We start from the raw sequence: 19,568 nt of genomic DNA on the forward strand, positions 1-19,568 counted from the left end.
AATTAATTGTCTAACTTTTTGGGGTCAGTACATAGTCTCTTTCTTTTTTTGTTTCTTTTTCTACTCTAGTGATCTATTTTCTTATTCACTAAATCTTAAAAAATAGCCATCTGGATCCAGAATTGCAAATTCATGAGGATAGATATAATGGTCGTCAACACGAAATTTTCTTTTAATTAATGGGCGATGAATAGGATAGTTGGCTTCTAACAATTTCTGATAGAGCCTAGGGACATCCTCTATACCAAAGGAGATGTTAATTCCTTGGCCAAATGGGTAGGTTAGTTCAGCTAATTCTTCAACTGTCCCCTCCTCTAGCATGAGCTGGCAATCTTCAAGAGACAGGAAGAGAAATTTTTCTTCTGGGCGCTCGTATTCGATGGTGAAACCGAGCAAATCACAGTAGAAGGAACGGGACTGTTCTATATTCGAAACCATAAACTCGGGAATTACTGCATTGTAGTTCATAAAGAAAATCCTTATAATTCAATTTCCAAGACAATCGGTGTGTGGTCTTGGCGTGCGCCTGAGTCAATCATGTCTGATTTAGTAACCTTATCTGCAATGCGGTTTGAGGTTAACCAATAGTCGATTCTCCAGCCTGTATTGTTGATTTTTGAAGTCTTGCTGCGTTGTGCCCACCAAGTGTAACGCTCCGGTACATCTCCGTGGAGGTGGCGGAAGGTATCTGTAAAGCCTGCTGCTAAAAGGTTGGTAAAGCCTGCACGTTCTTCGTCTGTGAAACCTGGTGAACGACGGTTGCTGGCAGGGTTGGCAAGGTCGATTTCCTTGTGGGCCACGTTGTAGTCTCCAGTAGCAAGAACAGGCTTTTGCTTGTCTAGTTCAGTCAAGTATTCCGCATATTTGACATCCCAGACTTGACGTTCTTCCAAACGTTTGAGTCCATCACCAGCGTTTGGTGTGTAGACCTGAGTCACGAAAAAGTGATCAAATTCTAGTGTAATGATCCGACCTTCCAAGTCCATGGTCGAAGGGGCTCCGATCTCTGGGAAAGTCACAACGGGTGTGAGCTCTTTTTTATAGAGGAACATGGTTCCAGCGTAGCCTTTACGAGCCGGTTCTTGAGAAGAACGCCAGGTGTTTTCATATTGCGGAAAGAGTTCCTCAAGAATTTCGAGGTGTTTTTTAGTAGGTCCTTTGGCGGATAACTTGGTTTCTTGAATGGCAATGATATCTGCATCCTCAGCGACCAAGGTTTGAAGGACTTCTTGAGAGAGTTTAGCACGTGCTGAATCGCTGGTCAATGCAGCATTAAGCGAGTCGATATTCCATGAAATGAGTTTCATTGTGTTTCCTTTTCTTGACATAATTGATAGTTTTATTATAACAAAATTTTAATAATTTTCTGATCACAATGCCTTGAAAGCTCTTGTGAAATCTATTATAATAGATTGAATTCATTTGGGGAAAGGGAGTTCTTTATGAAATTTTACTCTTATAACTATGTGTTGGGTCAGATCAGCCAGCAAAACTGGGTGACCATTGGGATATCTGGCTTGCTCATTCTTCTGACTGGTTTTTTTGCGGTGAAAGCTTATCGGGAGAAGCACGATAGCAAATTCCGTGAATTATCCATTATCTCGATTTTGACTCTGGTTGCAGTGGTCTTGATCAGTATCAGCAATTTCCAAAATAGCCAAAGTAATAATGATCAGTTCCAACGCTCACTCCATTTTATTGAGGTCATCTCAAAGGAGTTGGATGTCAAAAAAGAAGATGTCTATGTCAATACTTCAGCAGCCACAGATGGGGCGATCCTGAAGGTTGGAGAGGTTTATTACCGAGCTATCGCAGGCTCTGACCCAGATAGCTACCTATTAGAAAAGATGGATCTGTATAAAACAGACGTGGAATTTGTGGAGGTGAACAAATGACAGTAGATTTTTTAGCCATTTTGATTAAATTAGCTATCGGCTTGATTTCCTTGGTATTTGTAATCAATGTGACCGGGAAAGGAAACTTAGCACCAAGTTCTGCAGTAGACCAGATACAGAACTTTGTTCTTGGGGGAATTATTGGTGGGGTCATCTACAATAGCTCCATTACTATTCTTCAATACATTGTGATTCTCTTGATGTGGACTATTTTGATCTTACTCTTAAAATGGCTCAATACCAATGTCCGTTTTATGAAGCACTTGATCGATGGCAAACCAACTGTCATTATCAAAAATGGGAAGCTTGATCCGGAAGCTTGTCGATCCAAGGGACTTTCTGCTTCAGACGTTGCCTTGAAATTGCGTTCACAAGGAATTTTCCAATTAAAGGGAGTGAAACGAGCTGTCATTGAACAAAACGGTCAAATGATCGTTGTCCGTGCGGGGGATGAAAATCCTAAATACCCAATCATTACGGATGGTGTGGTTCAGCTTGAAATTTTGGAAACAATTGGGAAAAGTGAAGAGTGGTTGCTAGCTGAATTGGAAAAAGAAGGCTATGACAACGTTTTGGATATTTTCATTGCTGAGTATGACAAAGGAAAAATCAATGTTGTGACTTATTAGAAAAAAAGATTGGACGAGCCTGTCCAATCTTTTTTCTTTATAAAATTCCAGGAAAGGGCTCTTCCTTTTCTTGAGATACTCTGGGAAAAATAGTAAAATGGAAGGTAAGTGTTCATTAGAAAAGAAGGATAGAAAATTTCATGAAGAAGAAAATACGGAAGTTTGAGAATCATTCGATTACACGCAGACTCTACCTGCTGTTTAGTTTGATTTGCCTTCTTTTTTTGGTGCTGATTGCCCGACTTGGCTATATGCAGATCACTCACCAAGCCTATTATACGGATAAATTGGCAAAAGCTACGAAAAAGACGGTCAAACAAGGGAGTGTGCGAGGGCAAATCTATGATGCTTCTGGTAAGCCCTTGGTGGAAAATGTGGGAAAACAAGTCCTTACCTTTACACGTGATCGTAAAATGACGGCCCAAGAAATGCGAGAGACAGCTGGGAAACTCTTACAGTATGTCGATGTAGAAAATCCTCAAGTAACCGAACGTCAAGAAGTGGATTACTATCTAGCCAATACCAAGGTCTACCAAGAGGTCGTGGAACACCTACCTGAGAAAAAGAAATTTGATACCGATGGCAACCGCCTGCCGGAAGCCAAGATTTATCAAGCGGCAGTGGATAGTATCGACCCTTCAAAACTCGGCTATACAGATGATGAGAAAAAGATTATTTATCTCTATAGCCAGATGAATGCTGTGGAGAATTTTGCGACGGGAATCATTACGACGCAGGCACTAGGAGCTGAGCAGATTGCGACCATCGCTGCGGACAGTCAGGACCTTCCGGGAATTGCCATCACGACCAGCTGGGACCGCAAGGTTTTGGACACTCCTCTAGCTTCTATTATTGGAAACGTATCGACCGAGCAGGCGGGGCTTCCAGCAGAAGAGGTTGAGGATTATGTCAAAAAAGGCTATGCTCTCAATGACCGGGTTGGTACCTCTTATTTGGAGAAAGAATACGAAAATGTCCTTCAAGGCAAACGCAGTGAAAAAGAAATTCTCCTAGATAAAAATGGCAACATGGAGAAAGTGGTCGATGTTTCAAAAGGGGCCAAAGGAGAAAACCTCAAGCTCTCGATTGATTTGGATTTCCAAAAAGGAGTGGAAGATATCCTTCGCTCCGCCTTTAGCGCAGAGTTGCAAGCTGGAAATGCGACCTACTCCGAAGGTGTCTATGCCGTAGCTCTGGAGCCCGATACAGGGAAGGTCCTTGCTATGGCAGGGATTAAACACCAGGCTGGTAGTCAAGATCTATCAGCAGATGCTTTGGGAACAGTGACCAACGTCTTCGTTCCAGGATCCGTGGTCAAAGGAGCGACCTTGACTTCTGGATGGGAAAATGGAGCCATTTCTGGGAATCAGGTTCTGACCGATCAGCCGATTGTTTTTGCAGGATCAGCACCTATCAATTCTTGGTTTACCCAATACGGTAGTCGTTCCATCAATGCGGTGGAAGCATTGGAATACTCTTCTAATACCTATATGGTCCAAATTGCCCTTAAGATGATGGGGCAACCCTACACTCCAAATATGACCTTACAAGTGGATCAGGTTGAACCGGCTATGAAAAAACTGCGCTCTACTTTTGCGGAATATGGTCTTGGAACGTCAACGGGGATTGACCTTCCCAATGAATCGACCGGTTTTATTCCAAAAGACTACACAGTCGGCAATTATTTGACCAATGCCTTTGGTCAGTTTGATAACTATACACCGATGCAATTGGCCCAGTATGCGGCAACCGTTGCAAATGATGGGAAGAGGGTGAGTCCTCATGTCGTCGAAGGTATCTATGACAATAATGATCAAGGGGGGCTTGGTCAGTTGAAAAAAGCGATCGAAACCAAGGAGCTCAATCAGGTCCATATCTCTGCTGAGGACATGGCTTTGATCAAGCAAGGATTCTACCAGGTTGCCAATGGTACGAGTGGGTTGACGACAGGGAAAACCGTCGGTCAAGGTGCTAGTGTCTCTATTAGTGCCAAGACCGGTACGGCCGAAACCACAGTCGATGGAGGCAAACAAGCCATTAATACCAATGTGGTGGCTTATGCACCGTCAAACAATCCAAAGATTGCAGTAGCAGTGGTTTTTCCACATAATACCAATCTACAAGCGACGGTCAGTCATTCCATTACGCGTGACATTATTAATTTATACAATCAGAAACACCCCATGAATTAGAGAGGAAACTATGCTTTATCCAGCACCTATTGCAAAATTAATTGACAGCTATTCGAAGTTACCAGGAATTGGGATCAAAACAGCGACTCGTCTGGCTTTTTACACCATTGGTATGTCAGATGATGATGTTAATGAATTTGCCAAAAACTTACTCAATGCCAAGCGTGAGCTAGGGTATTGCAGTATTTGTGGCAATTTAACCGATGAAGAAACCTGCGAGATTTGTCGAGATGAAACGCGGGATCCATCCCTCATTCTTGTTGTAGAAGATAGCCGGGATGTATCTGCTATGGAAAATATCCAGGAATACCATGGCCGTTACCATGTCTTACATGGCTTGATCTCGCCCATGAATGGCGTGGGACCCGATGATATCAATCTCAAGAGTTTGATTAGTCGCTTGATGGATGGAACAGTCACAGAGGTCATTGTTGCGACCAATGCGACAGCAGACGGGGAAGCGACATCTATGTATATCTCGCGCGTGCTCAAGCCAGCAGGGATCAAAGTGACCCGTTTGGCACGGGGACTGGCAGTTGGAGCCGATATCGAGTATGCGGACGAAGTGACCTTGCTTCGCGCGATTGAAAATCGGACAGAATTATAAGAGAAGTTCTTTCGAAAGGGCTATCATTGTGGTATACTATCAAGTAAGAAATCAAGGGAACAATTAGGGAGAAACTATGAGTAAACAAGACTTAATCCTGTTGTATGGTGGACGTAGTGCAGAGCGTGAAGTATCTGTTCTTTCAGCAGAAAGCGTGATGCGCGCGATTGATTACCAAGCATTTTCGGTTCAAACCTACTTTATTACGCAGTCAGGAGACTTTATCCAGACGCAAGCTTTTGAAGAGAAACCAGCGGATGATGAGAAATTGATGACCAACGATACAGTGGACTGGTCTAAAAAAGTGGCTCCATCTGCGATTTATAAGGAAGGAGCAGTGGTCTTTCCAGTTCTTCATGGACCGATGGGAGAAGATGGTTCCATTCAAGGGTTCTTAGAAGTCTTGAAAATGCCTTATGTCGGCTGTGGTATCCTAGCTTCCAGTGTGGCCATGGACAAGATTACCACCAAACGGGTTTTGGAATCTGCAGGGATTCCACAAGTTCCTTATGTAGCTGTAGTGGAAGGCGATGACATTGATGAGAAAATTGCTGCAATTGAAGCGACTCTCTCTTATCCGGTTTTCACCAAACCATCCAATATGGGTTCTAGCGTAGGGATTTCAAAATCTGAAAACCAAACAGAGCTTCGGGCTGCTCTTGAATTAGCCTTTAAATACGATAGCCGTGTTTTAGTAGAACAAGGAGTCAATGCGCGTGAGATTGAAGTTGGACTGCTTAGAAACTATGATGTGAAGAGCACCTTGCCAGGTGAAGTTGTGAAAGATGTGGCCTTCTATGATTATGATGCCAAATACATCGACAACAAAATTACCATGGCGATTCCAGCTCAATTGGACCCTGAGGTTGTGAAAACCATGCGGACCAACGCAGAAAAAGCCTTTCGTGCGATCGGTGGTCTAGGTTTAGCGCGTTGTGATTTCTTCTATACCGATAAAGGAGAGATCTTCTTAAACGAACTCAATACCATGCCAGGATTTACCCAATGGTCTATGTATCCCTTGCTTTGGGACAATATGGGACTTAACTATACAGATTTGATTACCAAGTTAGTAGAACTTGGAAAAGAAGTCTTCCAAAAACACGAAGCGCATTTGTTGTAAGAAAAGAGAGAGTGGGACAGAAATCGGTAATTCGTTAGAATTCGATTTCGTCGTCCCACCTCCGCACAGTTAAGTAGGGCTGTAAAAGCTGATGAAATCAGTGTAGTAGAGCCCACTCAACCACTGCGTCTTGCTCGACAATCCAAAAACAATCAAGAGGTTAGGACTTCTGTCCCAGCCACTTTTTTTGTGGTCTAGAATATGGTATAATGAGAAGAATTTGATAGGAGCGTCCAAATCTTTGAGGACGTTACGGAGAACTGAGGAGTCGGATATGAATCTCACATTACATGAAGTTGCTCATCTAGTACATGCAAAAAATGATATCAGCCAATTTGAAGATGTGGCCCTCGTTAAGCCTGAATTTGACAGCCGTTTGATTGGGCCTGGAGACCTGTTTGTTCCTTTAAAGGGAGCGCGTGATGGTCACGACTTTATTGAGACTGCTTTTGAAAATGGAGCCGTAGCCACTTTTTCAGAGAAAGTGGTAGAAGGCCACCCTTATATTTTGGTGGAAGATGTGCTGAGTGCTTTTCAAACACTTGCTGCAGCCTATCTTCAAAAGACAAAAGTAGATGTTTTTGCAGTGACGGGGTCAAATGGTAAAACCACCACAAAAGATATGTTGGCACAGCTTTTGTCCACCACCTACCTGACCTATAAAACACAAGGAAACTATAATAACGAAATTGGTCTTCCTTATACGGTTTTGCATATGCCAGAAGGGACGGACAAACTAGTCCTCGAAATGGGGCAAGACCATCTAGGAGATATCCATCTCTTGTCAGAACTGGCGCATCCAAAAGCTGCTATTGTCACCTTGATTGGAGAAGCCCATTTGGAATTCTTTAAAGATCGAAGTGAGATCGCAAAAGGAAAACTCCAGATTGCGGATGGCATGCCAGAAGGTGGCCTTCTGGTGGTTCCAGCTGATCCGATCGTGAATGCCTACCTCCCTGAAAAGCAAACAGTCGTCCGCTTTGGTCCAGACGAGGAGATTTTTATTACCGAGTTAATCGAGCGAAAGGATAGCTTAACCTTCCGAGCGAATTTCTTAGAAGAAGCGATTGATCTTCCGGTAACAGGAAAATACAATGCGACCAATGCTATGATTGCAGCTTATGTTGCCTTGAAAAAAGGAGTGAGTGAAGCTGCGATTCGTGATAGTTTTGAAACCTTGCAATTAACGCGCAACCGCACAGAATGGAAGAAGGCCAGTAACGGAGCGGATATCCTATCCGATGTCTACAATGCCAATCCAACGGCTATGCGCCTAATCTTAGAAACTTTCTCGACTATTCCTGCTAATCTAAATGGTCGAAAATTAGCCGTCCTGGCAGATATGAAAGAACTAGGGGAGCAATCTATTGATCTGCACAACCAAATGATTCTCAGCCTCTCGCCAGATGTCTTGGATACGGTTATTTTCTACGGCCAAGACATTGCGGGATTGGCTCAGTTAGCGAGTCAGATGTTCCCACTCGGACATGTCTATTATTTCAAGAAGACCGCTGAGGAAGATCAGTTTGAGGACATGGTCAAACAAGTCAAGGAAAGCTTGAAAGAGCAAGACCAAATCCTTATCAAGGGAAGCAATTCCATGAATTTGGCAAAATTGGTAGAGGAATTGGAGAATGGTAAGTAATAATGTACTGAAGGACATTCAGCGCTTGATTTCAATCACCAATACAGGCTTAGCATTCTCAAAAGATCCATTTGATCAAGAGCGCTACCAGGATATTCGTGAAATTTTACAGGATCTTGTGAGAGAAACGACTGATCTGAATTCACAAGAATTATCGGATTTGTTTCGACCGACAAACTATTATGACACCCCCTTAATTGATGTTAGGGCTTGGATTGTCAAAGATAGAAAACTTTGTCTGGTGAAAGGTCAGGGAGAAGAGACCTGGGCTTTGCCGGGTGGTTTTGGTGAGGTTGGCTATTCTCCTAAAGAAAATATTTTAAAGGAAATCCAAGAAGAAACGGGCTATGTAGCACGTGTCAATCGCTTGTTGGCAGTATTTGATACCAATCGCTACCAATTGCAAAGCCGCCAATATGTGAAATTGGTATTTGAATGTGAATTGCTGGATGGAAGTTTTCAACAGAATCAGGAAATTTCCGATCTTGCCTTTTTTGAGAGAGAAAAAATGCCTGCTCTTTCTACCAAGCGCAATACAGAAGAACAATTGAACTTCCTTTGGGAGGTTTATGATGGGAAACGAGATTTGTATTGTGATTAAAAACGATCTATAAATTAAAGGGATATAAAAATGACACTTTGGGATTTATTGTTTACGAACCAAAAATCAGCCCCGCCTGAGTTTGGACTCTGGTATTTTTTCCTACCAGTTTCCTTGTTGGTGGTTGGCTACTTTTCTATTAAATATGCGCAGTCGAAAAGCTACCAACGCTTTTGGTACTGGGCACAATTGATTCAAGTCTTGACTATCAATGCTTGGTATATTCTAGCCCACATGCCTTTGACAGATAATTTGCCTTTTTATCATTGTCGCTTGGCCATGCTTGCAATCCTCTTTGCCCCGAGAGGAACCTATATCAAGCAATATTTTGCTCTCTTGGGAGTTTTGGGATCGATTGCGGCCTTGGTTTATCCGGCCTTTGACCCCTTCCCATTCCCCCATATTACTGTGCTCAATCTGATTTTTAGTCACTGGGCCTTGTTTGCCAATAGTTTGATTTACCTGCAAGATTTTTATCAGTCGGAAAAGCAAGACAGCCTACGAATTGTTAAGATCACCTTTGGCATGAATGCCGTCATCTTTTTGGTCAACCTTTTGACCAGTGGAGATTACGGCTTCTTAAAGCGTCCACCAATCATTGGAGACCACGGTGCTCTCTTGAACTACCTCTTGGTCAGCATTGTGATGGTGGCAGGTATTTGCTTGGTCAATCAACGCTATAAATACAAATACAAGATGGTCGAAGAGAGTATAGTTTCGCGTTCAGAATAAAAAGAGCAGATAAGGGAAAGAAATCATGACACTTTGGGACTTATTTTTCACCAGTCAACCAACGGCCCCTCCTCAATTAGGAGTCTGGTATTTCTTATTGCCGACTTCATTGGTAGTAGTGGGAGTTCTGTCCATTCGATTTGCTCACTCTAAAGCCTACCAAAACTTTTGGTATTGGGGGCAGTTGATCCAGTTGCTCATTATCAATGCTTGGTATCTAGCAGCTCGCTTGCCTTTTTCAGAGAGTCTTCCTTTCTATCATAGCCGGATGGCTATGTGGATTATCCTTTTGGCGCCCAAGGGCAGCTTCAAACAATATTTTGCTCTCGTGGGAGTCTTTGGCTCCATTATGGCCTTGGTTCATCCCGTTTTTTATCCCTACCCTTTTCCTCACGTATCCTCGATCAACAATGTCTTTGGTCACTGGGCTCTCTTGGCCAACTGTTTGATCTATCTGGTTCAATCCTACCAGGTGGAAGAGGGGGCTGTTTGGAAAATCTGTCAGATGACTTTTGGGGTCAATGCCATTATTCAGCTTGCGAATCTCGCAACAGGTGGAAACTACGGTTTTATGCGTCGCCCTCCTGTGATCGGTGACCATGGCCTTGTGCTCAACTATTTGATCGTGACAGTCCTCATGACGGGGACACTGATCCTCATCAATACAATCGTTCAGTACAGTAAGAAAAGAAGAATACCTGAATCTGTTTAAATAAGGAGATTTTATGCATCATTTTTTCACTACAGAATCAACAGCACCACCAGCAATCTCAGCACTTTGGTATAGTGTGATGGTCTTGTTAATTGTGACAGCGATCATGATGTCACTTCGCTATTATCAGAATGAGCAATTTCGCAAATGCTTTCAATACTTACAGGGCTTCCAGTTAATTTGCTTGTATCTTTGGTATTTTGCCTACCACATTCCTTGGTCCAATAGCTTACCATTTTATCATTGTCGCTTGGCCATGTTTGCGGTCTTGTTTTTACCAGACCGCTGGAAAAGCAAACAGTTCTTTGCCTTGATGGGAGTGAGTGGAGCCATCTTTGCTTTGGGCTATCCAGTCTTTGATCCCTACACTTTCCCTCATATTACAAGCTTTTCTTTCCTCCTCGGACATTACTGTCTCCTGATCAATTCCTTGATTTATCTGTTGAGATGGTATGATCGAAACCTCTTAAAAAATAGTCAGATTGTTCTCTATACCTTTGCCTTAGATTTATTCCTGGTTGGAGTCAATCAATTGACGGGAGGAAATTATGGCTTGATGGCTCGCCCTCCGATTATGAGAGGGGATAAGGTGTGGCTCAACTATCTGGTTGTATCCAGTGTTTTAGCCCTTGCTTTATTACTCTTTAATCAGTTCTTCAGTCGCAGAAGTGAGCGGGTGAAAGTGAGAAAATAACAAGTAGGAAGGTTGGGACATCTCGGTCTCAACCCTGTTTTATATTAAAGGAGAATATATGAAGCGTTTCTTGCTAATGATTTCCCTCATTTGGAGTTTAGTTTGTACAATCACGATCGCACATGCAGATGATGAAGTTCGCTATTCAATTGAATCCTATGTAGGACACCTCCAATTGCAGGAAGATAGCCAAGCAACATTTACACAAGAGCTGACCTATCAGTTTCAGACAGGATATCATGGTCAATATGTGACTCTAGGAAGCGCAGATCCTCTTCCAAAAGGGTTTAAAATTCATCGTCATCCTGAGGTGGAAGCCTATGTGGATGGGGAAAAACGTGAGATTCGTGTAGAGGAGACAGACCTGGAAGATGGTCGGCAATTAAAAATATACAATGCCCGTATCGTCGGAGGGACGGTCAAGATCAAAGTAAAATGGAAGATTGATCATCTCTTGACTTTCTACAAGGATATTGCAGAACTGAATTGGTTTCCTATTTCAGATGGAGATGAGAAAGTCGCGAAATTAGATTTTTATGTGGATGGCTTGAATGCCAAGCAGGGAAAACTGTATGCCCATACTGGTTACTTTAATCCACCAGCCCAAGTCGAACGGACTGCAACTGGTTATCATATTTGGACAAAGGATTTTCCAAAAAATGGCAAGCTCGAACTGCATGCCTATTGGCCAATGACAGAGGTCCTGCGTCGAGACCAAGCAAATGAGATTAACCAGGGAAATGGAAAAGAGAAATTTCTCAATAAAGAAAAATCCATTGAACAAAAAACATTCTTTTATCGGACCCTTCTACTCAAGGTCGTTCCAATTGTATCTGTTCTTTTATTTATCCTAGCTTTCATTCCATGGATCCGGTATTTTATCAGTACCAGAACTCGTCGAATTTCAAAAGGAGTACGATTATACGAACCACCACAGAATTTACCTCCTCTTGTCCTAGCTAAGGCACTGTATCAACTTGATTTTGAACGGATGGTGATGTCTAGAGAGAAGGGGCAACTAAAATTTAATCATCTCATCCAGGCAACCATGTTAGATCTTATTGATCGAGGAAATCTTCGGTTGACTAGGGATGAAAATGGGGAAACCTTGACCTGTCTCCATTATGAAGGCTTGGCTGATTTTGAATTAAAGTTTATTGAAATGATTTTTGATCAAGAATCTAAAATCAATATCCGTGAGGTATTCTCAAAGTATAAAATTGATAAAGTAGCCCTAAAAAAAGACTTTCGAGCTGCTAAATCAGACACGCAACGAGACCGTATTCGAAAGGTCGGAAATGACGTTCAATCACTGTTAAAAAAAGATGCCCAGCAATTGTCAAAAGGTGTAGAGAAGGAAATTGCAAAATTAGGATTGCCTTCTTATTTTAGAGACTTATCTGAAAAAGAAGAAGCTTTTTCAAAAACAGGCTGTGCCTTACATTTTTGGCTCTTACTGATCTTATTTGTGAGCATGTGTTTCTTATCTTTTGGATTTGGTTCACACCTATCTTCCTTCTATTTTTGGATGATTGTATTGTTGGTCGTTCTCTTCATTCCATTTTATATTCTTGTGAAAATTCGCGAAGAACATCTCCAATCCTTAGAAAACTTGGATGCACAATTTGAATGGATGGCCTTTCGAAATATGATCGAAAGTATTCCAAATTTCAACCAAGCGGAACTGGAGAGTGTTGTTCTATGGAATCGTATCCTAGTCTATGCAACTATGTATGGTCAAGCTAAAAAAGTGAGTCAGGTACTCAAAAATCATCAGATTTCCTTACCATATGAGAATTGGGATGCTGTTGTTTGGATAACGACCTCTTCAAATTCCTTCCTAGACGGCTCTACCTTGATGAGTTATGCAGATGATTCCTATAGCGTTTCAAGCTTCTCTACTAACTCCTCAGATGGCAGTGGCGGCTTTGACGGCGGTGGCTTTTCTGATGGTGGCGGTGGCGGAGGATTTGGAGCCTTCTAACAGTCATGATAAGAAGACTAGAATCTACGGATTTTAGTCTTTCTTTTTGCTCTCAAAGAAGAATCATCGTTGAAAAAAGTGCCTATTTTCGCTATAATAGGACAGATAGAGAAATTGAGGAGAAATCCGATGTAGAGATGAATTTGTAAATTTATCAAAAAATAAGAAGAGAAAGAATTAGGAATATGAACGTACAAGAAGAAATCAAAAAACGCCGTACCTTTGCCATCATCTCCCACCCGGATGCTGGTAAAACGACGATTACTGAGCAATTGCTTTACTTTGGGGGAGAGATTCGGGAAGCCGGTACCGTAAAAGGAAAGAAAACAGGAAACTTCGCTAAATCCGACTGGATGGACATTGAGAAACAACGTGGGATTTCGGTAACCTCATCTGTCATGCAGTTTGACTACGATGGCAAGCGCGTGAACATCCTAGATACTCCAGGGCACGAGGACTTCTCAGAAGATACCTATCGGACCTTGATGGCAGTGGATGCGGCGGTTATGGTGGTGGACTCTGCCAAGGGTATCGAGGCCCAAACCAAGAAATTGTTTGAGGTTGTTAAACACCGTGGGATTCCAGTCTTTACCTTTATGAATAAGCTGGACCGTGACGGTCGTGAACCATTAGATCTCTTGCAAGAATTGGAAGAAGTCTTGGGAATTGCTAGCTATCCGATGAACTGGCCGATCGGGATGGGGAAAGCCTTTGAGGGACTCTATGACCTTTATAACCAACGCTTGGAGCTCTATAAAGGAGACGAACGCTTTGCCAGTCTAGAAGATGGGGACAAGCTTTTTGCTAACAATCCTTTCTACGAACAAGTGAAAGATGACATCGAACTCTTGCAAGAAGCTGGGAATGAATTCTCAGAAGAAGCCATCCTTGCGGGTGAATTAACACCAGTCTTCTTCGGATCAGCTTTGACGAACTTTGGAGTACAGACTTTCTTGGAAACCTTCCTCAAGTTTGCTCCAGAACCACATGGCCACAAGAAGACAGATGGAGAAATGGTCGATCCTTATGACAAGGATTTCTCAGGCTTTGTCTTTAAAATCCAGGCCAACATGGACCCTCGTCACCGTGACCGCATCGCCTTTGTCCGTATTGTATCTGGTGAATTTGAGCGTGGGATGAGCGTCAACCTGCCTCGTACTGGTAAGGGAGCGAAACTCTCCAATGTTACCCAGTTTATGGCCGAAAGCCGTGAGAATGTCAGCAATGCCGTAGCAGGAGACATCATCGGGGTCTACGATACAGGAACTTATCAGGTTGGAGATACGCTGACAGTTGGTAAAAACAAGTTCGAATTTGAACCACTGCCAACCTTTACCCCTGAAATCTTCATGAAAGTGTCAGCTAAGAACGTCATGAAGCAAAAATCCTTCCACAAAGGGATTGAGCAATTGGTGCAAGAAGGAGCTATTCAGCTCTACACCAACTACCAAACAGGTGAATACATGCTGGGTGCTGTTGGTCAACTTCAGTTTGAAGTCTTTAAGCACCGGATGGAAAATGAATACAATGCCGAAGTGGTCATGAGCCCAATGGGTAAAAAGACCGTTCGCTGGATCAAACCAGAAGACTTAGATGAGCGCATGTCTTCCAGCCGAAATATCTTGGCTAAGGACCGCTTTGACCAACCTGTCTTCCTCTTTGAAAACGACTTTGCCCTCCGTTGGTTTGCAGATAAGTATCCAGACGTTGAGCTGGAAGAAAAGATGGGGTAAGGAACGATTCAAAACCGATCCATAACAATAGAATAAGAAAACGGATAAGGTCCGTTTTCGCTTTTAAAGGAGAAATGATGGGATTATTAAGTGGTTTGATGGGCAATGCCTCTCAAAAAAATGTCGATAAAGTAGAAAGAGATCTGGAAGATATCTTGGTGCCGGGAGAGCAAGTGACACTTGCTTTTAGCTTGATTCGTGATTTAATCGTCTTTACAGAGTTTCGTTTGATCTTGGTGGATAAGCAAGGAGTAACAGGAAAGAAAACGTCCTATAAGTCCTTACCTTATCGCTCTATCTCTCGATTTTCCGTTGAAACTTCCGGTCATTTTGATTTGGATGCCGAATTAAAAATCTGGGTCTCTTCTGCAGTCGAGCCTTCAGAAGTTTTACAATTCAAGAGTGACAGCAGCGTCATTGAAATCCAGCAAGCATTAGCCAGTGCAGTTTTTAAATAAAAATATCATTTTGATAGAGAACAGTTGAGAAAGGAGACGGAATGTTTATCGAAAAACAATTGGGTCAAGATCGGAAATGGATCAATATCGACTCGGATATGATTGCTGAAAACTCATATCTTTATAAAAAATACGAGATTGACAAAGAAACCATTGAGTACGCGATGGATAAGAACGAACGTGCCCATATGGATTACAATCGAGAAAACGGTACGATCACATTTATCTACAATGTATTGGATTTAGAAAAGGACAAGGAATACTACGAAACCATCCCTATGACCTTTATCGTTCAAGATACGCGACTCGTGACCATCAGTAACCAGGACAATGCCTATATCATTGAACAAATGGTTCGCTATTTGGAAAGCCATGGGGAGTTGTCGATCTATAAGTTGCTTTTTGCAGGTCTTGAAATGATCAGTAATGCTTATTATCCGATTATTGATCGCTTAGATAAGCACAAGGATGAACTCAATCGTTTGCTTCGAAAGACAACGACGACCAAGAATCTTTATGCCCTGTCTGACCTTGAGACCGGTATGGTCTATCTGGTCGCAGCAGCCAAGCAAAATCGGATGTTGCTAGAACATATTAAAGCGCATGCCATTTATCGCAGGATGAATGATGTTGAAAAAGAGCAGTTTGATGATGCCATGATCGAAGCGCGTCAGTTGGCTTCGATGACTGAGTTGATTTCCAATGTCTTGCAACAGTTGTCAGGATCTTACAACAATATCCTAAACAACAACTTGAATGACAACTTGACAACCCTAACCATCTTTGAAGCCTTGTTGGCGGTTTTAGCCGTTATCACCGGTTTCTTTGGAATGAATATCCCTCTTCCGATGACAAAGGATCCCAATGCTTGGATTTATGTATCCGTATGTAGCTTTATATTATGGCTCATTTTGGGAAAGGTTATGCGGTGGATTGTGAAACAAAGATAAAAAAGAGGCTTGGAGAAATCCGAGCCTCTTCGTATCTAGAATAATCTGAGAAATAGGAACCATCTAGACACCTGCCCTCCTCTCCAAAGAAGGGGCAGTGTGAATAGTTCATCGACTGTACAAAATCTTCTTGGAAATAGTAGGAGTAGATTTAATAGTACTGAGTGGTTCTAAATAAATCAGAACTTAGAATAAATCGTTGAATCAGATAAAATGATCCTATTTCTTTATACAGAAATATTTTAGATACTAACTGTATTATACATATTTATTTGTAAAAACGCAAGAACTACCAAAAAAAGTTTTTCCGAAGTTTTTATACTCCTATGATGAAGTATCTGAAATGGTTACAAGAAGAAAACCAGTCCTGGCAAGGTTTAGGGGCGTTTTTATAATCTTAAGCTATCTAAGATTTTTTCCTAAAAAATAAAATTAGTCTCCTGTGACTATCATTTACCTCTTCATTGTGTTATACTAGATAAGTTGCAAACTTGTATGAGAGAAATGCTGGGGAGATGGAACAATTAGAAAAGGAATGTTGGTCAATCTCCCACAAGGAGGATCTTGGTGTCTTTTCGTTTGGAAAACGACTTTAATCAACCATATCCGCTAGTGCGAAAACATTTTTCGCAGAAGGGAATTCCATAAAAAAACGATTGGGTTTTTCTTTAGATGAGTCTTGCGACAGGTAACCGGGAAGGAGACTTCCTATGCAATCAGTGCGTTTTCGCATTGAAAGAAGTGTGATAAAGTGGCTTCGCACCACTTTTTAGAAAGAAGAAAGAATTGAAATTCAACGAATTTAACTTATCTGCTGAATTATTAGCAGAAATCGAAAAAGCTGGCTTTGTAGAAGCAAGCCCCATCCAAGAACAAACCATTCCTTTGGCCCTTGAAGGAAAAGATGTCATTGGTCAAGCGCAAACAGGGACCGGTAAAACGGCTGCTTTTGGTCTTCCAACTTTGGAGAAGATTGATGTCGATAACACAGTAATCCAAGCCCTTGTTATTGCTCCGACGCGTGAGTTGGCGGTTCAAAGTCAGGAAGAACTCTTCCGCTTTGGACGCAGTAAGGGTGTCAAAGTTCGCTCTGTCTATGGTGGATCAAGCATTGAAAAGCAAATTAAAGCTTTGAAGTCAGGTGCTCACATCGTTGTGGGAACACCTGGACGTTTGCTAGATTTGATCAAGCGCAAGGCCTTGAAACTCGATCATATTGAAACCTTGATCCTGGATGAAGCAGATGAAATGCTCAATATGGGCTTTTTGGAAGATATCGAAGCTATCATTAGCCGTGTTCCAGAAACACGTCAAACCTTGCTCTTTTCAGCAACGATGCCAGAAGCGATCAAACGCATTGGTGTTCAGTTTATGAAAGAACCCGAACACGTTAAGATCGCAGCCAAAGAATTGACCACCGACTTGGTCGATCAATACTATATTCGTGTCAAAGAGGGCGAAAAGTTTGATACCATGACTCGATTGATGGATGTCGAGCAACCGGAGCTTGCCATTGTCTTTGGTCGGACTAAACGCCGGGTCGATGAATTGACGCGTGGCTTGAAGATCCGTGGTTTCCGAGCAGAAGGGATTCACGGAGATTTGGATCAAAACAAACGTCTTCGTGTCCTTCGTGACTTTAAAAATGGGAACTTGGACGTCTTGGTGGCAACGGACGTTGCGGCACGTGGTTTGGACATTTCAGGTGTGACCCATGTCTACAACTACGATATTCCACAAGATCCAGAAAGCTATGTTCACCGGATCGGACGGACAGGTCGTGCTGGGAAAACAGGCCAATCCATTACCTTTGTATCGCCAAATGAAATGGGCTATTTGCAAATCATAGAGAACTTGACTAAAAAGCGGATGAAGGGAATGAAACCTGCAACAGCAGCAGAAGCCTTCCAAGCGAAAAAACAAGTAGCGCTGAAGAAAATTGAGCGAGACTTTGAGGATGAAAAAATCCGGACTAACTTTGAGAAGTTTGGTAAGGATGCTCGCAAATTGGCTGCAGAATTCACTCCTGAAGAACTGGCTATGTATATCTTAAGCTTGACCGTTCAAGATCCAGATAGTCTTCCAGAAGTTGAAATTGCGCGTGAAAAACCATTGCCATTTAAACCATCCGGTGGTGGCTTTGGTGGGAAAGGCAAAGGGGGCCGTGGAAATGGCCGTCGTGGAGACCAACGCCGTGACCGAAATCGCAGAGATGACCGTGAAGGTGGACGCCGTGATTTCAAACGCAAGTCCAATAAAAATAGCCGAGACTTTGAAGGTAAAGGCAACAAACGTCCTCATCGTACTTCTAATGAAAAGAAAAATGGATTTGTCATCCGCAACAAAGGGGATAAATAAGTCCTAAAGACGGTCTAGCAATAGGCCGTCTTTTTAATGAAAATCAAAAATACAAGGGTTAACTAGCTGTTAACCCTTGTATATTTATAAGGAGACCTAAATGATAACTGACTCTTTTAGAAAAATGTATCATGATAAGGAGCATCCTAAAAAAGTCAGAAAACAGAAAGAACGGATTCCTAAAACGGAATGTTTCTGTTAACATATTAAGTTTACAATTATTTCTAAGCTTTGTCAAGGTTTTTTTCTTATATTTTTAAAAATTTTTAACGAAAAAGATAAAAATTGACAATCTTAGCTAAAAGGTTATAATGAATATAATAACTATATTAATCATAAAGAGGTGGCGTCCATGGTGATTGCATTAAAAAACGATGATCTAGAAGTACAATGTAAGACATTTGGAGGGGAATTGAGCTCCATTCGTAATAAAGAAGGCTTAGAATATCTCTGGCAAGGGGATCCGGAGTATTGGTCGGGACAAGCGCCTGTTTTGTTTCCAATTTGCGGAAGCGTTCGTAATGGCCAAGTACAGTATCATCTAAAAGATGGAGTGAAGACAGGTCAGCTGCCAAGACACGGTCTCATTAGGAAGAGAGAGTTTGAACTTAAAGAACAAACAGACCATCGTCTTGTCTTTGAAATCACCTCTAACGAAGAGAGCCTGCAAAATTATCCCTACCATTTTCGAGTTGAAATCGTTTATGAACTACAAGGGAAAGAAATCACCATCACCTATCGTGTACAAAATCTAGAGTCTGATCAAGTCATGCCTTATTTCATTGGAGGGCATCCAGCTTTTCATTGTCCCCTTTTAGCAGATGAAGACTATGAAGACTACGAGTTGATTTTTGAAAAAGAAGAAACCTGCAGCGTCCCTCTCTTGTTCACAGAAACTGGATTGGTCGATCGCCTGCAGCGGACGCCATTTTTCGATCATAAGCGTAGCCTACCTTTGCGACATGAACTATTTGAAAAAGATGCCATTATTTTAGATCAGTTAACCTCTAAATCTGTGAAGCTTATCTCGAAAAAATCAGGTAAAGGTTTGGAATTTGATTTTGCAGATTTTGAAAATCTGGTCCTTTGGTCTACCAATAACAAGGGCCCCTTCATTGCCTTAGAGCCTTGGACAGGTATTTCCACATCTGCAGAAGAGGGCGATTTCTTCGAAGACAAAAAAGGTGTGATCCAGTTGGACCCTCAAGAGACACGGAGTCATCAGTACCGTATCACCATTTTGTAAATGAAAAAC

18 protein-coding genes are annotated in these 19,568 nt (G+C 42.1%); 16 read left to right on the forward strand and 2 right to left on the reverse strand.

All coding sequences use genetic code 11. The annotated features are described in order from the left end of the window. Positions 1–81 precede the first annotated feature (81 nt). On the reverse strand, positions 82–468 hold the full coding sequence (locus tag HMPREF2918_RS07685) for a bleomycin resistance protein (protein ID WP_021152848.1): 387 nt from the start codon (positions 466–468) through the stop codon (positions 82–84). 11 nt (positions 469–479) lie between these two features. Further along, on the reverse strand, positions 480–1,307 hold the full coding sequence (locus HMPREF2918_RS07690) for an exodeoxyribonuclease III (RefSeq protein ID WP_070595106.1): 828 nt from the start codon (positions 1,305–1,307) through the stop codon (positions 480–482). 135 nt (positions 1,308–1,442) lie between these two features. Here HMPREF2918_RS07690 and HMPREF2918_RS07695 point away from each other — a divergent pair, with 135 nt between their 5' ends. From HMPREF2918_RS07695 to HMPREF2918_RS07770, 16 genes are all read left to right on the forward strand, one after another. After that, positions 1,443–1,895, forward strand: a complete 453-nt coding sequence (locus tag HMPREF2918_RS07695) for a DUF3290 family protein (RefSeq protein WP_070595108.1) — start codon at positions 1,443–1,445, stop codon at positions 1,893–1,895. After that, the gene (locus HMPREF2918_RS07700; RefSeq protein ID WP_049515494.1) at positions 1,892–2,524 is read left to right on the forward strand and encodes a DUF421 domain-containing protein; all 633 of its coding nucleotides are present in this window, start codon (positions 1,892–1,894) and stop codon (positions 2,522–2,524) included. The genes HMPREF2918_RS07695 and HMPREF2918_RS07700 overlap by 4 nt, the downstream gene beginning before the upstream one ends. Positions 2,525–2,664: 140 nt before the next feature. Continuing rightward, a complete protein-coding gene (gene pbp2b / locus HMPREF2918_RS07705; protein WP_070595111.1) occupies positions 2,665–4,716 on the forward strand; it encodes a penicillin-binding protein PBP2B in 2,052 nt (683 codons plus the stop codon). 10 nt (positions 4,717–4,726) lie between these two features. Continuing rightward, the gene (gene recR / locus HMPREF2918_RS07710) at positions 4,727–5,323 is read left to right on the forward strand and encodes a recombination mediator RecR (RefSeq protein ID WP_003002450.1); all 597 of its coding nucleotides are present in this window, start codon (positions 4,727–4,729) and stop codon (positions 5,321–5,323) included. Between the two features lie 76 nt (positions 5,324–5,399). Then, positions 5,400–6,446, forward strand: coding sequence for a D-alanine--D-alanine ligase (locus HMPREF2918_RS07715; protein ID WP_070595113.1), 1,047 nt, complete (start codon positions 5,400–5,402; stop codon positions 6,444–6,446). 274 nt (positions 6,447–6,720) lie between these two features. Continuing rightward, a complete protein-coding gene (murF, locus tag HMPREF2918_RS07720) occupies positions 6,721–8,091 on the forward strand; it encodes a UDP-N-acetylmuramoyl-tripeptide--D-alanyl-D-alanine ligase (protein WP_070595115.1) in 1,371 nt (456 codons plus the stop codon). Continuing rightward, positions 8,081–8,692 (forward strand): NUDIX hydrolase, encoded by a 612-nt coding sequence (locus HMPREF2918_RS07725; RefSeq protein ID WP_003015213.1) that lies wholly within the window; start codon positions 8,081–8,083, stop codon positions 8,690–8,692. Before murF ends, HMPREF2918_RS07725 begins: the two co-directional genes overlap by 11 nt. A 30-nt stretch (positions 8,693–8,722) precedes the next feature. Next, positions 8,723–9,424: a YwaF family protein gene (locus HMPREF2918_RS07730; RefSeq protein WP_023917614.1), complete on the forward strand. Its 702-nt coding sequence runs from the start codon at positions 8,723–8,725 to the stop codon at positions 9,422–9,424. A gap of 25 nt (positions 9,425–9,449) precedes the next feature. After that, on the forward strand, positions 9,450–10,136 hold the full coding sequence (locus HMPREF2918_RS07735) for a YwaF family protein (protein WP_070595116.1): 687 nt from the start codon (positions 9,450–9,452) through the stop codon (positions 10,134–10,136). Positions 10,137–10,149: 13 nt separating this feature from the next. After that, the gene (locus HMPREF2918_RS07740) at positions 10,150–10,830 is read left to right on the forward strand and encodes a YwaF family protein (protein ID WP_014713062.1); all 681 of its coding nucleotides are present in this window, start codon (positions 10,150–10,152) and stop codon (positions 10,828–10,830) included. Positions 10,831–10,888: 58 nt separating this feature from the next. Next, entirely contained in the window at positions 10,889–12,814 is a 1,926-nt protein-coding gene (locus tag HMPREF2918_RS07745; RefSeq protein WP_070595118.1) for a DUF2207 domain-containing protein, read from the forward strand. Between the two features lie 185 nt (positions 12,815–12,999). After that, a complete protein-coding gene (locus HMPREF2918_RS07750) occupies positions 13,000–14,547 on the forward strand; it encodes a peptide chain release factor 3 (RefSeq protein ID WP_003012237.1) in 1,548 nt (515 codons plus the stop codon). 77 nt (positions 14,548–14,624) lie between these two features. Continuing rightward, on the forward strand, positions 14,625–15,005 hold the full coding sequence (locus tag HMPREF2918_RS07755; protein ID WP_004219989.1) for a PH domain-containing protein: 381 nt from the start codon (positions 14,625–14,627) through the stop codon (positions 15,003–15,005). A gap of 41 nt (positions 15,006–15,046) precedes the next feature. Next, positions 15,047–15,955, forward strand: a complete 909-nt coding sequence (locus HMPREF2918_RS07760) for a magnesium transporter CorA family protein (protein ID WP_003006305.1) — start codon at positions 15,047–15,049, stop codon at positions 15,953–15,955. A gap of 786 nt (positions 15,956–16,741) precedes the next feature. Next, complete coding sequence (locus HMPREF2918_RS07765; RefSeq protein WP_049497241.1) at positions 16,742–18,313, forward strand: degradosome RNA helicase CshA; 1,572 nt, start codon at positions 16,742–16,744, stop codon at positions 18,311–18,313. A 352-nt stretch (positions 18,314–18,665) separates the two neighbouring features. Further along, a complete protein-coding gene (locus HMPREF2918_RS07770) occupies positions 18,666–19,559 on the forward strand; it encodes an aldose 1-epimerase family protein (protein ID WP_070595120.1) in 894 nt (297 codons plus the stop codon). Positions 19,560–19,568: the final 9 nt, after the last annotated feature.

Source organism: Streptococcus sp. HMSC065C01 (assembly GCF_001813525.1).
In the GTDB taxonomy this organism is placed as follows: domain Bacteria; phylum Bacillota; class Bacilli; order Lactobacillales; family Streptococcaceae; genus Streptococcus; species Streptococcus parasanguinis_V.